At 71.3% G+C, this 13,856-nt stretch carries 9 protein-coding genes; 1 reads left to right on the top strand and 8 read right to left on the bottom strand.

Annotated features, from left to right (window positions below):
- Nucleotides 1–8: 8 nt before the first annotated feature.
- The 5 genes from typA to FHR78_RS12635 all read right to left on the bottom strand — a co-directional run bounded on the left by typA (nucleotide 9) and on the right by FHR78_RS12635 (nucleotide 7,495).
- Nucleotides 9–1,919, bottom strand: a complete 1,911-nt coding sequence (gene typA / locus FHR78_RS12655) for a translational GTPase TypA (RefSeq protein WP_166760912.1) — start codon at nucleotides 1,917–1,919, stop codon at nucleotides 9–11.
- Between the two features lie 174 nt (nucleotides 1,920–2,093).
- A complete protein-coding gene (locus FHR78_RS12650) occupies nucleotides 2,094–3,854 on the bottom strand; it encodes a dipeptide ABC transporter ATP-binding protein (protein ID WP_166760911.1) in 1,761 nt (586 codons plus the stop codon).
- Complete coding sequence (locus FHR78_RS12645) at nucleotides 3,851–4,804, bottom strand: ABC transporter permease (protein WP_166760910.1); 954 nt, start codon at nucleotides 4,802–4,804, stop codon at nucleotides 3,851–3,853. Before FHR78_RS12645 ends, FHR78_RS12650 begins: the two co-directional genes overlap by 4 nt.
- Nucleotides 4,794–5,723 (bottom strand): ABC transporter permease, encoded by a 930-nt coding sequence (locus tag FHR78_RS12640; RefSeq protein ID WP_166760909.1) that lies wholly within the window; start codon nucleotides 5,721–5,723, stop codon nucleotides 4,794–4,796. The genes FHR78_RS12645 and FHR78_RS12640 overlap by 11 nt, the downstream gene beginning before the upstream one ends.
- A 149-nt stretch (nucleotides 5,724–5,872) precedes the next feature.
- The gene (locus FHR78_RS12635; RefSeq protein WP_166760908.1) at nucleotides 5,873–7,495 is read right to left on the bottom strand and encodes a peptide ABC transporter substrate-binding protein; all 1,623 of its coding nucleotides are present in this window, start codon (nucleotides 7,493–7,495) and stop codon (nucleotides 5,873–5,875) included.
- Between the two features lie 346 nt (nucleotides 7,496–7,841).
- Here FHR78_RS12635 and FHR78_RS12630 point away from each other — a divergent pair, with 346 nt between their 5' ends.
- A complete protein-coding gene (locus FHR78_RS12630; RefSeq protein ID WP_166760907.1) occupies nucleotides 7,842–8,606 on the top strand; it encodes a CPBP family intramembrane glutamic endopeptidase in 765 nt (254 codons plus the stop codon).
- Nucleotides 8,607–8,968: 362 nt separating this feature from the next.
- Here FHR78_RS12630 and gcvP read toward each other — a convergent pair whose 3' ends face one another.
- The 3 genes from gcvP to gcvT all read right to left on the bottom strand — a co-directional run bounded on the left by gcvP (nucleotide 8,969) and on the right by gcvT (nucleotide 13,693).
- Nucleotides 8,969–11,902: an aminomethyl-transferring glycine dehydrogenase gene (gene gcvP, locus FHR78_RS12625; protein WP_166760906.1), complete on the bottom strand. Its 2,934-nt coding sequence runs from the start codon at nucleotides 11,900–11,902 to the stop codon at nucleotides 8,969–8,971.
- Complete coding sequence (gene gcvH, locus FHR78_RS12620; RefSeq protein ID WP_166760905.1) at nucleotides 11,899–12,276, bottom strand: glycine cleavage system protein GcvH; 378 nt, start codon at nucleotides 12,274–12,276, stop codon at nucleotides 11,899–11,901. The genes gcvP and gcvH overlap by 4 nt, the downstream gene beginning before the upstream one ends.
- Before the next feature lie 82 nt (nucleotides 12,277–12,358).
- Entirely contained in the window at nucleotides 12,359–13,693 is a 1,335-nt protein-coding gene (gene gcvT, locus FHR78_RS12615) for a glycine cleavage system aminomethyltransferase GcvT (RefSeq protein ID WP_166760904.1), read from the bottom strand.
- Between the last annotated feature and the right edge of the window lie 163 nt (nucleotides 13,694–13,856).

Genomic DNA, 13,856 nt, shown 5'->3' with positions numbered 1-13,856 from the left:
CGGTGCTGCTACGCGTTCTGCTTCTTGAGGCGAGCGGTGCTGCGCTGGCGGGCGCTGGCGTCGAGCTCGACCTTGCGGATGCGGATCGCGTCGGGGGTGACCTCGACGCACTCGTCGTCGCCGGCGAACTCGAGCGCCTCCTCGAGCGACAGCACCTTGGAGGGCGTCATCGACTCGAAGTTGTCGGCCGTCGACTGACGCATGTTGGTCAGCTTCTTCTCCTTGGTGATGTTGACGTCCATGTCGTCGGCGCGCGAGTTCTCGCCCACGACCATGCCCTCGTACACCTCTTCGGTCGGCTGCACGAAGAACGTCATGCGCTCCTGCAGGTTGATGATCGCGAAGGGGGTGACGACGCCCGCGCGGTCGGCGATGATCGAGCCGTTGGTGCGGGTCGTGATCTCGCCGGCCCAGGGGCCGTAGCCGTGGCTGATGCCGTTGGCGATGCCGGTGCCGCGCGTGTCGGTGAGGAACTGCGTGCGGAAGCCGATCAGGCCGCGCGAGGGGACGATGAACTCCATGCGGACCCAGCCCGAGCCGTGGTTCGCCATGTTCTCCATGCGGCCCTTGCGGGCGGCCATGAGCTGCGTGATGGCGCCGAGCCACTCGTCGGGCACGTCGATCGTCATGTGCTCGAACGGCTCCTGGAGCTTGCCGTTCTCGTCGCGACGGGTGACGACCTGGGGCTTGCCGACGGTGAGCTCGAAGCCCTCGCGACGCATCTGCTCGACGAGGATGGCCAGCGCGAGCTCGCCGCGGCCCTGGACCTCCCACGCGTCGGGGCGTCCGATGTCGACGACCTTGAGCGAGACGTTTCCGATGAGCTCGCGGTCGAGCCTGTCCTTCACCATGCGGGCGGTGAGCTTGTGGCCCTTGACCTTGCCGATGATGGGCGAGGTGTTGGTGCCGATCGTCATCGAGATGGCGGGGTCGTCGACCGTGATGGTCGGCAGCGGCCGCACGTCGTCGGGGTCGGAGAGGGTCTCGCCGATGGTGATCGTGTCGAAGCCGGCCACCGCGACGATGTCGCCGGGGCCCGCGCTCTCGGCGGGGTAGCGGCTGAGCGCCTTCGTGATGAGCAGCTCGGTGATGCGGGCGTTCGCGACCGTGCCGTCGGCCTTGACCCAGGCGACCGTCTGGCCCTTCTTCAGGGTGCCGTGGAACACGCGGAGGAGCGCGAGACGACCGAGGAACGGCGAGGCGTCGAGGTTGGTGACGTGCGCCTGCAGCGGGTGCTCGTCGTCGTAGGTCGGCGCGGGCACGTGCGTGAGGATCGCGTCGAACAGCGGCTCGAGGTCGTCGTTGTCGGGCAGCGAGCCGTCGGCGGGCTTGTTGACGGACGCGGCGCCGTTGCGGCCGGACGCGTAGACGACGGGCACGTTGAGGATGGCGTCGAGGTCGAGATCTTCGACCTCTTCGCTCAGGTCGCTGGCGAGGCCGAGGAGCAGGTCCTGGCTCTCGGCGACGACCTCGTCGATGCGCGCGTCGGGACGGTCGGTCTTGTTGACCAGCAGGATGACGGGCAGCTTGGCCGCGAGGGCCTTGCGGAGCACGAAGCGCGTCTGGGGCAGGGGGCCCTCGGACGCGTCGACGAGCAGGACGACGCCGTCGACCATGGACAGGCCGCGCTCGACCTCGCCGCCGAAGTCGGCGTGGCCGGGGGTGTCGATGACGTTGATGGTGATCGGGCCGTCGTTCGCGTGGGCACCGTTGTAGAGCACCGCGGTGTTCTTCGCGAGGATCGTGATGCCCTTCTCGCGCTCGAGCTCGTTCGAGTCCATCATGCGGTCTTCGGTGTCGAAGTGCGCGTCGAACGAGTTCGTCTGCTTGAGCATGGCGTCGACGAGGGTCGTCTTGCCGTGGTCGACGTGGGCCACGATCGCCACGTTGCGCAGGTCGCTGCGGATGGCAGTCGCCATGGATGTATTCCTTACGAGGGGAGTCAGGGGAGGTGCTCGGGACGTAGCCCGGCGGGAAACAGTCTACGGCACGTGGTAAAGGGGCCCTCCCCCGTGCTCTCGGCACGGTCGGAGGGCCCCTCGGGAGCCCACGCTCGGCGGGTCAGCCGGTCGGCGGGTCAGCCGGTCGGCGGGTCAGCGCCCGAACTCGAAGTGCGCGCCGGGGATCGCCTCGAGCAGCTCGCGGGTGTACTGCTTCGACGGCTCCGCGAAGATCGCGTCCGTCGTGCCCGCCTCGACGATGCGCCCCTTCTGCATGACCGCCACGTTGTCCGCGATGAGGCGGACGACGGCGAGGTCGTGCGTGATGAAGAGGTACGTCAGCCCCAGCTCGGTCTGCAGGTCGGTGAGCAGGTCGAGGATCTGCCCCTGGACCAGCACGTCGAGCGCGGACACCGCCTCGTCGAGCACGATCACGTCGGGCTTGAGCGCCAGCGCCCGGGCCACGGCGATGCGCTGACGCTGGCCGCCGGAGAGCTCGTTCGGGTAGCGGTTGACCGTCGACGCCGGCAGCGACACCTGGTCGAGCAGCTCGCGCACCCGGGCCTGACGGCTGGCGCGGTCGCCGATGCCGTGGGTGACGAGCGGCTCGGCGATGGTGTTGCCGACGCTGTACATCGGGTCGAGCGAGCCGTACGGGTCCTGGAACACCGGCTGGACGCGCCGACGGAAGTCGAAGAGCTCCTTGCCCCGCAGGGCGCCGACGCTCTGGCCGCCGATCGACACCGTGCCGGAGGTGATCGACTCGAGCTGCAGCACGAGCTTGGCCACCGTCGACTTGCCCGAGCCCGACTCGCCGACGAGCGCCATGGTGGTGCCCTTGGGGATGCGGAACGACACGTCGTCGACGGCCTTCAGCTCGGTGGTCGAGAAGCCGCCCTGACGGATGCGGTAGGTCTTCGACAGGTTGTCGACCGCGATGTAGTCGGTCGCCGCCTTGCCGGCCTGCTCGCGCTGGTGGGCACGGGCGATCAGCTCGGCGTCCTCCGAGCCCTCGGCGGACACCGCGACGTCGGACGTCGAGGCAGGCTCGATCGTCGACTGGATGCGGCGGCTCGCGAGGCTGGGCGCCGCGGCCACGAGGCGCTTCGTGTACGGGTGCTGCGGGTTCGCCAGGATCTCCTTCGAGGGACCTGACTCGACGACGCGGCCCTTGTACATGACCACGAGCTTCTCGGCACGCTCGGCCGCGAGGCCGAGGTCGTGCGTGATGAAGAGCACCGAGGTGCCGTAGTCGCGCGTGAGGGTCTCGAGGTGGTCGAGGATCCGACGCTGCACGGTGACGTCGAGGGCCGAGGTCGGCTCGTCGGCGATGAGCAGCTTCGGGCGCGACGAGAGGCCGATGCCGATCAGCACGCGCTGGCGCATGCCGCCCGAGAACTGGTGCGGGAACTGCTTGAGGCGCTGGTCGGCGTCCCCGAGCCCGGCCTCCTTCAGCACCTCGACGGCGCGGTCGCGGACCGCCTGCTTGCCGGTGGCGACGCCGTTCGCACGGATCGCCTCCTCGACCTGGAACCCGATGCTCCAGACCGGGTTGAGGTTCGACATCGGGTCCTGCGGCACGTAGCCGATCTCCCGGCCGCGGATGGCCTGGATCTCGGCGGCCGAGGCCTTCGTGAGGTCCTTGCCGTCGAAGATGATCTGGCCGCCGGTCACCTGGCCGGTGCCGGGCAGCAGGTCGATGATCGACGTGGCCGTCGTCGACTTGCCCGAGCCGGACTCGCCGACGATGGCGAGGCTCTCGCCCTGGCGCATCGTGATGTCCACGCCGCGGACGGCGTCGACGTAGCCGGCCTGGGTCTTGAAGCCGATCTTGAGGCCCTTGATCTCGAGCAGGGGCGCGCCGGGCTCGCCGGTGCGGCCGGCCCGGGTGCGGGGGGTGGTCTCGGAGGTCATCGACGCGCCCTCGCCTTCGGGTCGAGGGCGTCGCGCACGACGTCGCCCATGAGGAGGAACGACAGCACCGTGATCGACAGCGCGGCCGCGGGCCAGAACAGCGGGGCCGGGGCCACGCGCAGCGAGGTGCGCGCGTTGTTGATGTCGTTGCCCCACGACATGGTGCTCGGCGGCAGGCCGATGCCGAGGAACGACAGGGTCGCCTCGGCGACGATGAACGTGCCGAGCGAGACCGTGGCCACGACGATCACCGGGGTGATGGCGTTCGGCACGACGTGGCGCACGAGGATGCGGAACCGCGAGACGCCGAGGGCGGCCGACGCGGTCACGTAGTCGCTGGCGCGGGCGCTGAGCACCGAGCCGCGCATGACGCGCGCGATCTGCGGCCAGGCGAAGACCGACAGAACGAGCGCCACCGTGAGGGGCGTGCGCACCGGCAGGATCGACATGAGCACGATGGCGCCGAGCACGGTGGGGATGGCGAAGAAGATGTCGCCGATGCGCGACACGATCGCGTCGAGCCAGCCGCCGTAGAAGCCCGCGAGCGAGCCGATGACGACGCCGACGAGCGTCACGATGACGGTCGCGAGCAGGCCCACCGTCAGCGAGGCACGGGTGCCCCAGACGATGCGCGAGAAGACGTCGGCGCCCTGCAGCGTGAAGCCGAGCGGGTGGCCGCTCTCGCCGCCCTGGTTGCTCTTGGTCAGCGACGCGGCACGGGGGTCGACGCCGGTGAACAGCCCGGGGAACAGGGCGACCACGACGACGACGACGATGAGGCCCGCGGCGATCCAGAAGGTCGGGCGGCGCTTCATGGCGTCCCACGCGTCGTTCCAGCTGCTGCGCGGCTTCTCGGACTCGTCGATCGCGTCGACGGCCCGGATCGGCGTCTCCTCGAGATCGGCGACGAAGTGGTCGGCCGAGAGGGCCGACGAGTCGTTACTTGGCATAGCGGATCCTCGGGTCGAGAAGGGCGTAGAGGAGGTCGACGAGGAGGTTGGCGAGCATGAAGATGATCACCATCACCGCGACGAACGAGACGACGGTCGGGCCCTCGCCGAGCGTGATCGCCCGGTAGACCGTGCCGCCGACGCCCTGGATGTTGAAGATGCCCTCGGTCACGATCGCGCCGACCATCAGCGAGCCGATGTCGACGCCGAGGTAGGTCACCACGGGCACGAGCGAGTTGCGGAGGATGTGCACCGTGACGACGCGGCGGCGCGTGAGCCCCTTGGCGGACGCCGTGCGCACGAAGTCGGCGCTCGAGTTCTCGGCCACGGAGGCGCGGGTCAGGCGGACGATGTACGCGAACGACACCGAGGCGAGCACGATGGCCGGCAGCACGAGCTCGGACCACGGGGCCTGCGAGCTGACGGTGGTGCGGAACAGCCCGAGCTGGATGCCGAAGACGTACTGCAGCAGGAAGCCGATGACGAACGTGGGCACGGAGATGAGCAGCAGGCTGACGACGAGCGCGCTCGTGTCGAAGATCTTGCCCTTGCAGAGGCCCGCGACGAGCCCGACGAGGATGCCGGCGACGGCCTCGAAGACGAGGGCGAGCATGGCCAGGCGGAACGTGATCGGGAAGGCGCGCACCAGCTCGTCGACGACGGGTCGACCCGAGAACGTGGTGCCGAGGTCGCCCGTGAAGAGACCGCCGATGTAGAGCAGGTACTGCACGATGAACGGCTGGTCGAGGTTGTACTCGGCGCGGATGGCCTCGATGACGGCCGGGCTGGGCGTCTTGTCGCCGAAGAGCGCGGCCACGGGGTCCCCGGGCAGCGCGAAGACCATGAAGTAGATGAGGAACGTCGCCCCGAAGAAGACGGGGATCAGTTGGAGGAGCCGGCGTCCGGTGTACCAGAGCATCAGGCCTCCTCAGTCGGCTGCGCGTGCATCGTTGTCGCAATCATGAGGTGGGGGGGAAAAACGGTCGTGACGCCCGCCGAGGGGCCCGGACAGTGAGGACACTGCCCGGACCCCTCGCGAGCTCCGGTCGAGCGCGGTGCGCGTCGACCCTACTTCGTGATCTGCGAGTAGAGCGGGACGGAGTCCCAGCCGTACTCGACGTTGCTGACCGTGTCGGCCCAGACGCCGTTCACGTTCGCGTACCACAGCGGCACGATCGGCAGGTCCTCGAGGAGGATCTCCTGGGCCTGCTGGTAGTAGCCGTTCGCCTCGTCGACGTCGCTGGCGGCGCTGCCCTGGGCGAGCAGGTCGTCGAATTCGGGGTTCGAGTACTTGCCGTCGTTGGACGAGCCGTCGGTGGCCATCGTCGGGTACAGGAAGTTGTACAGCGACGGGTAGTCGGCCTGCCAGCCGGAGCGGAACGCACCGGTCATGGCACCGCCGGAGGCGTCGGTGCGGAACTCCGCGAAGGTCGCGTAGGGCTTGCCCTCGGCCTTGATCCCGAGCGTGCTCGCGATGCTGTTGGTCGTGGCGTCGACCCACTCCTGGTGGCCGCCGTCGGAGTTGTACCCGATGGTGAACACGGTGTCGCCGTAGGGCGAGATCGCGTCGGCCTGGTCCCAGAGGTCCTTGGCCGCGTCGGCGTCGTAGGAGAGGACGTCCTCGCCCTCCAGGTCGTCCGAGTAGCCGGGGATGACCGGGCTCGTCCAGTCCTTGGCGGGGGTGCGGGTGCCCTGGAAGATGACCTTCGTCACGTCGTCGCGGTTGATGGCCATCGAGATGGCCTGACGGCGCAGCTTGCCCTCTTCGTCGTCGCCGAAGTGCGCGAGGTACTGCGGGATCGTCATGCCCTGGAACACCGCGGCGGGCTGGTTGACGTTCGTGTCGGGGAAGTCGCTCTGGTAGGTCTGGAACGCCGCGGGCCCGATCTGGTCGAGCACGTCGAGGTTGCCGCCCTGCACGTCGGCGTAGGCCGAGTCGAGCGAGGTGTAGAAGTTGATGTCGAGACCGCCGTTGGCCGGCTTGCGGTTGCCGTCGTAGTCGGGGTTCGTCACCAGCTTGATGCCCTGGTTGTGGGTCCAGGCGCCCTCGCTCGCGAGCATGTAGGGGCCGTTGCCGACGGGGTTCTCGCCGAAGGCGGCGGGGTCGGCGTAGAACGACTCGGGCAGCGGCGAGTAGGCCGAGTAGCCGAGGCGCAGCGGGAAGTCGGCCTCGGGGGACTTCAGCGTGACCGTGAACTGGGTGTCGCTGTCGACGGTCAGGTCGAGGTCGCTCTGGGCGGTGTCGTCGTAGCCGACGAAGTTGTCGAAGAACGACGCGCCGGACGAGTTGGCGGCGTTGTCGAAGCTCGCGGCCCAGTTCCAGGCCTTGGTGAACGACTCGGCGGTGACGTCGGTGCCGTCGGTGAACTTCCAGCCGTCCTTGAGCGTGATCGTCCACACGGTGGCGTCGTCGCTCTCGATGCTCTCGGCGACCTCGTTCTTGGTCGTGCCGTCGGCGTTGTAGCTGATGAGGCCCGCGAAGATCGAGGTGACGATGCGGCCGCCGCCGGTCTCGGTGGTGTCCGAGGGGATCAGCGGGTTCTCGGGCTCGGTGCCGTTGGTGGTGATGATGGCGCTCGCGTCGCCGGAGGTGTCGTCGTCCGACCCTCCGCCGCTGGCGCAGCCCGTGAGGACGAGTGCTGCCGTCCCCACGACGGCGATGGCCCCGAGGCCCATGCGCGTCTTCTTCAATGTTCCTCCTGATGCGGGAAAGGACGCAGCGGGGCCCCCATGAGCCTCGCCGCGTTGGATGCAGTCACCCTAAGCACCGGGCTCAGCCATCTCCAAACCCCACGGGCAACGGTTACACGACGGAAACCAACTCGCCGGATCGTTGCGTGGAGGGTCGATCCGTTGCGCGTGCCGGGCGCGAGGCGCAAGGATCCGCTGCGAGAAATCAGACAGCTGCCGGGTATCATCCGCGGCCGGCCGGTGCGTCCCGTACGATCGGGCCGTGAGCGACAGAGACGACACGCTACCTGCATCCGGGGGGCAGACGCCACGGGGCGACGGGGCCGCCCCCGTCGCGACGGGACCGATGCGACCGGGCCGCGCGCGCCTCCGGGTCGAGATCGCGATCGTGCTCGGGCTGTCGCTCGGGGCCTCGGCCGTCTACTCGCTGCTGTCGATCGCGAACCGGCTGACGCGCGACCAGGCCCTCTCGCAGCAGACCGCGACCCTGAACTCGTCGCTCAGCGACCGCCCCGTCTTCGACCTGATCTACCAGCTGGTCGGCATCGCCGTCGACCTCGTGCCGGTGGCGCTCGTCGCCTACCTGCTCTGGAGCGAGGCCCGGCCGCACCTCGGCCGGCTGGGGGTCGACTTCTCCCGCGCCGGCCGCGACGTGCTCGGCGGGGCGGGGCTCGCGCTCGCCATCGGCGTCCCGGGCATCGGGCTCTACCTCGTGGGCAAGGCGCTCGACCTGACCGTCACGGTCGTCCCGACCGACCTCGCCGCCCAGTGGTGGACGGTGCCGGTGCTGCTGCTCTCGGCCCTCCGCGCCGGCGTGACCGAGGAGGTCATCGTCGTGGCCTACCTGTTCGCCCGCCTGCGCGACCTCGGCTGGCGCACCTGGCCGATCATCGTCGCCGCCGCCCTGCTGCGCGGCAGCTACCACCTCTACCAGGGCTTCGGCGCCTTCGTCGGCAACGTCGTCATGGGGCTCGTCTTCGGCTGGCTCTACACGCGGACGGGCCGCGTGCTGCCGCTCGTCGTCGCGCACCTGCTCATGGACGCGGCCGTCTTCGTCGGCTACCCCTGGGCCGCGACGGCGTTCCCGGCGGCGTTCGGCCTGCCCTCCTGACGCGGTCCACGCGCCGGGACGCGAGCCGAGGAGGCGGCGGCCGGCCGCGTGCGCTCGTCGCGTGGCCTCCCCCGGCCACGCCCGCGCGGATGTGCGCCGACTTCGCCCCGCGGGCGACGCCCCCTCTTGACACCCGTTCGGGGGGAGCGTGTCATGGTCTCAGGTGCCGAGGTGGCTCCGACAACTCCACACGCACCTCCTCGACCGTCCCCCCGGGCGTCATCCGGGACGGCCCCCGTCACGCGAGCGCCGTCCGCGCCGCTCTGGGGCCGGCACCCGCGGGGACCACGGAGAACCGCCTGGCCGCCGACGGGATCGGCGACCAGGCGGTTCTCCACCTCAGGCCCGGAGGCGCGTGACGATCAGGCGAACGCCTCGACGGGCGGGCAGGCGCAGAACAGGTTGCGGTCGCCCCACGCCTGGTCGATGCGCCGGACGGGCGGCCAGTACTTGCCGCGGACGAGCGTGCGGACCGGGTACACGGCCTCGTCGCGGCTGTACTCGCGCGTCCACTCGCCCGAGATGACCGACTCGGCCGTGTGGGGCGCGCCCCGCAGCGGGCTCGACTCGGCGGTGAAGCGGCCCGAGGCCACGTCCGCCGCCTCGCCGGCGATCGCGATCATCGCGTCGACGAACCGGTCGATCTCGGCGAGGTCCTCGCTCTCGGTCGGCTCGACCATCAGGGTGCCCGCGACGGGGAACGACATCGTCGGCGAGTGGAACCCGTAGTCGATGAGGCGCTTGGCCACGTCGTCCACGGTCACGCCGGTGGCGTCGCGCAGGGGCCGCAGGTCGAGGATGCACTCGTGCGCGACGAGCCCGTTCTCGCCCGCGTAGAGCACCGGGAAGTGGTCGCGCAGACGGGCGGCGACGTAGTTCGCCGCGAGCACCGCCGCCCCGGTCGCCGCCGCGAGGCCCTCGGTGCCCATCATGCGCACGTAGGCCCAGCTGATCGGCAGGATGCTCGGCGACCCGTACGGCGCGCTCGACACGGGGACGCCCGCGTGGGCGAGCCGCTCCCCCGCCGCGGCGGGCTCGGCGCCGGTGCGGCGGTCGGCCTGCTGTGCGAGCGGGTGGCCCGGCAGGTAGGGGGCCAGGTGGGCCTTCGCCGCGACCGGTCCGACACCGGGACCGCCGCCTCCGTGGGGGATGCAGAAGGTCTTGTGCAGGTTGAGGTGCGAGACGTCGCCGCCGAAGTCGCCGAACCGAGCGAAGCCGAGCAGGGCGTTGAGGTTCGCGCCGTCGACGTAGACCTGGCCGCCGGCCGCGTGCACGGCGTCGGTGACCTCGCGGATGTCGTGCTCGTAGACGCCGTGCGTCGACGGGTACGTGATCATCAGCGCGGCGAGCTCGTCGGCGTGCTGCGCGACCTTGGCCCGCAGGTCGGCGAGGTCGACGTCGCCCTGCTCGTTGCAGGCGACGACCACCACGCGCATGCCCGCGAGGACGGCGCTGGCGGCGTTCGTGCCGTGCGCGCTCTGCGGGATGAGGCACACGGTGCGCGCCGTGTCGCCGGCGGCGAGGTGGAACCCGCGGATGGCCAGCAGGCCGGCGAGCTCGCCCTGGCTGCCGGCGTTCGGCTGCAGCGAGACGGTGTCGTAGCCCGTGACCTCGGCCAGCCAGCCCTCGAGCTGCCCGATCATCTCGAGGTAGCCCTCGACGTCGGACGCGGGGGCGAACGGGTGCACGGCCGCGAACTCGGGCCAGGTGACCGCCGCCATCTCGGTCGCCGCGTTGAGCTTCATCGTGCAGCTGCCGAGGGGGATCATGCCGCGGTCGAGCGCGTAGTCCTTGTCGGCGAGGTGCTTGAGGTAGCGCATCATGCTGGTCTCGCTGCGGTGCGTGCGGAAGACCGGGTGGGTGAGGAAGTCGCTGGTGCGGCGCAGGGCACCTGGCAGGACCGCGTCGCGCTCGGCGGCCGCGGGCGCCGGGGGCAGCGCGACGCCGAGGACCTCGGCGACCACCTCGACGTCCTCGCGCGTCGTCGTCTCGTCGAACGAGAGACGGATGCAGTCGTCGTCGACGGCCCAGAGCAGGTAGCCGCGCTCGTGCGCCGCGTCGACGACCTCGCGCGCCCGGCCGGGCACGAACACCTGCAGGGTGTCGAAGAAGACGTCGTCCTCGAGCTCGAGGTCGCTCGCCCGCACGGCGGCGGCGAGGTCGGCGGCGTGGGCGTGGACCCGCGACGCGATGTGCCGCAGGCCCCACGGCCCGTGGTAGACGGCGTACATCGAGGCCATCACGGCGAGCAGCACCTGCGCGGTGCAGATGTTCGACGTGGCCTTCTCGCGACGGATGTGCTGCTCGCGGGTCTGCAGGCTGAGGCGGTAGGCCGGGTGGCCCTCGACGTCCTGGGAGACGCCGACGAGGCGGCCGGGCAGCTGGCGCTCGAGCCCGGTGCGGACGGCCATGTAGCCGGCGTGCGGGCCGCCGAACCCCATGGGCACGCCGAAGCGCTGGCTCGTGCCGACGGCGACGTCGGCCCCGAACTCGCCGGGCGGGCGCAGCAGGGTCATGGCGAGCAGGTCGGCGGCGACGACCGCGAGGCCGCCGGACGCGTGGACGGCCGCGACGACCGCCTCCGGGTCCCACACGCAGCCGGAGGCGCCGGGGTACTGCACGAACACCCCGAACGCCTCGGGGATCTCGGCCGGGTCGACGCTCGCCAGCTCGAGCTCGACGAGCTCGATGCCGACGGCCTCGGCGCGGCCCGCGAGCAGCGCCTTGGTCTGCGGCAGGGCGTCGGCGTCGACGACGAAGACGTCGGTGCGCGCCTTCGAGGCACGACGGGCGAGCAGCATGCCCTCGACGACCGCGGTGCCCTCGTCGAGCATCGACGCGTTCGCGGTCGTGAGGCCGGTCAGCTCGGAGACCATGGTCTGGAAGTTGATGAGGGCCTCGAGGCGGCCCTGCGAGATCTCGGGCTGGTACGGCGTGTAGGCCGTGTACCAGCTCGGGTTCTCGAGCACGTTGCGCTGGATCACGGCCGGCGTGACCGTGTCGTAGTAGCCGAGCCCGATCATGCTGCGCGAGGGACGACCGCGGTCGGCGAGCGCACGCAGCTCGGCCAGCGCCTCCTTCTCGCCGATGGGCGCGAGCAGCACCGAGGCCTCGACGGCGGCGGCGTGGATGCTGTCGGGCACCGCGGCGCGGACGAGCGACTCGACGCTGTCGTGGCCCAGCAGCTCGAGCATGGCCGCCTGGTCGGCGGCGGTCGTGCCGACGTGGCGGTCGACGAAGCCGGTGGCGGCCCGGTCGGACCAGTCGCCGAAGACGGACCCCTGCGCGTCGCTCATTCGGCGGTGAGGGCGACGTACTCGTCGCGGGAGAGGAGGGCGAGGCCGTCGGTGGTCGACAGGCTGATCTTGATGAGCCAGCCGTCGCCGAAGGGGTCGCTGTTGACGAGGTCGGGGCTGTCGACGACGGCCTGGTTCGCCTCGAGGACGGTGCCCAGCGCGGGCGCGTAGAGCTCGCCGACCGACTTGGTCGACTCGATCTCGCCGACGACCTTGCCCGTCTCGACCTCGGTGCCCTCGGCGGGCAGGTCGACGTAGACGACGTCGCCGAGCTTCGCGGCGGCGTAGTCGGTGATGCCGACGGTGGCGGTGTCGCCGTCGATGAGCAGCCACTCGTGCTCGGAGGTGTACTGCAGGGCGGTGAGGTCGGTCATGGCCGGTCCTTTCGGGGAGGCAAGGGACGCCGGGGGCGGGGACGAGGAGGCGGTGCGGGCGCGGGCAGGTCGCCCGCGGGGGTCAGGAGCGCTTGTAGAACGGCAGGGACACGACCGCGGCGGGGATCGCGGTGCCGCGGACGTCGACGGCGAGGGCGGGGCCCCGGTCGGCGACCTCGGGGTCGACGAAGGCCATCGCGACGGGGTGGCCGAGGGTCGGCGACAGGGCGCCGCTGGTCACCTCGCCGACCACGGTGCCGTCGTCCGTGACGACGGGGTAGCCGGCCCGGGCGGCGCGGCGGCCCTCGAGGGCGAGGCCGACGAGCACCCGGGCACCGGGCTCGGGCTCGACGCCCGCCTTGCCCACGAACTCCTTCGAGGTGTCGACCACCCGGCCGAGCCCCGCCTGCGCCGGGCGCACGTCGAGGCCCAGCTCGTGGCCGTAGAGGGGCATGCCCGCCTCGAGGCGCAGCGTGTCGCGGCTGGCCAGCCCCGCAGGCACGAGGCCGCGGGGAGCACCGGCCTCGGCGAGGGCCGCCCAGAGCTCGGGGGCGAGCTCGGGGGCGAGGTAGAGCTCGAAGCCGTCCTCGCCGGTGTAGCCGGTGCGCGCGATGAGCACGGGGGCGTCGTCGAAGGTGCCCTGCAGCACGCGGTAGTAGCGGAGGGTCGAGAGGGGCGCGTCGGGCTGCAGGCGGTCGGCCGTGACCAGCTCGTCGAGCACGCCCTCGGCCTCGGGGCCCTGGATCGCGATGAGGGCGGTGTCGTCGCTCTCGTCGTCGACCGTGACGTCGAAGCCGTCGGCCCGGCCCGCCAGGGCGGCGAAGGCCGCGTCGCGGTTGGAGGCGTTCGCGACGACGAGGTAGTCGTGCTCGTCGAGGCGGTAGACGACGAGGTCGTCGACGATGCCGCCCTCGGGGCTGAGCAGCAGCGAGTACTTGGCCCGGCCGACCGCGATGGTCGAGAGGGTGCCCGCGAGCGCCCCGTCGAGGAACGCCCCGGCGTCGGGGCCGACGACGGCGATCTCGGCCATGTGCGAGAGGTCGAACAGGCCCGCGGCGGTGCGGACCGCGTGGTGCTCGGCCAGGTCGGAGCTGTAGCGGACGGGCATCTGCCAGCCGGCGAAGTCGGTGAAGCTGGCCCCGGCGGCGACGTGCACCTCGTGCAGGGGGCTGAGGCGCTCCTCCTGCTCGTCGGCCACGGCCTCGGCGTCGTCGGCGGCGACGACGTCGAGCGGCGCCCCGCCCGCGGTGGCGATGCCCTCGGTGCCGTCGTCGGAGACCGGGACGTCGCCCGTCTCGTCGGTCGTCGCGCCGGCGGTGCCCGCGGCGTCGTCGTCGAGGTCGGCGAGGCCGTCGCGGGCCAGCTCGGCGTCGTCGGGGCCGGGGGCGGCGGGCAGGTTCGAGGATGCGTCGGACATCTGCGGACTCCTGGGGGACGGCCCGGCGCCTGACTCGGCCGGGATCGGCGTCGTGCAGCACCTGCACGACGGGGACGCGCACGGCACGGCGGAGCCGTGGTCGTGCACCCCCTCTGTCATGGGCCTGAGAGCTTCGCCGGCCCGGAGGTCGACTTTCACCGTG

The sequence above is a fragment of the Frigoribacterium faeni genome (genome assembly GCF_011761235.1).
Classification (GTDB): Bacteria; Actinomycetota; Actinomycetes; order Actinomycetales; family Microbacteriaceae; genus Frigoribacterium; species Frigoribacterium faeni_A.
This window is presented reverse-complemented; position numbering and strand designations above follow the sequence as displayed.

What these genes read in the sequence shown, in the direction of transcription:
- typA (WP_166760912.1), bottom strand. Translation starts at nt 1,919, where the DNA reads ATGGCGACTGCCATCCGCAGCGACCTGCGCAACGTGGCGATCGTGGCC.
- FHR78_RS12650 (WP_166760911.1), bottom strand. Translation starts at nt 3,854, where the DNA reads ATGACCTCCGAGACCACCCCCCGCACCCGGGCCGGCCGCACCGGCGAG.
- FHR78_RS12645 (WP_166760910.1), bottom strand. Translation starts at nt 4,804, where the DNA reads ATGCCAAGTAACGACTCGTCGGCCCTCTCGGCCGACCACTTCGTCGCC.
- FHR78_RS12640 (WP_166760909.1), bottom strand. Translation starts at nt 5,723, where the DNA reads ATGCTCTGGTACACCGGACGCCGGCTCCTCCAACTGATCCCCGTCTTC.
- FHR78_RS12630 (WP_166760907.1), top strand. Translation starts at nt 7,842, where the DNA reads ATGCGACCGGGCCGCGCGCGCCTCCGGGTCGAGATCGCGATCGTGCTC.
- gcvP (WP_166760906.1), bottom strand. Translation starts at nt 11,902, where the DNA reads ATGAGCGACGCGCAGGGGTCCGTCTTCGGCGACTGGTCCGACCGGGCC.
- gcvH (WP_166760905.1), bottom strand. Translation starts at nt 12,276, where the DNA reads ATGACCGACCTCACCGCCCTGCAGTACACCTCCGAGCACGAGTGGCTG.
- gcvT (WP_166760904.1), bottom strand. Translation starts at nt 13,693, where the DNA reads ATGTCCGACGCATCCTCGAACCTGCCCGCCGCCCCCGGCCCCGACGAC.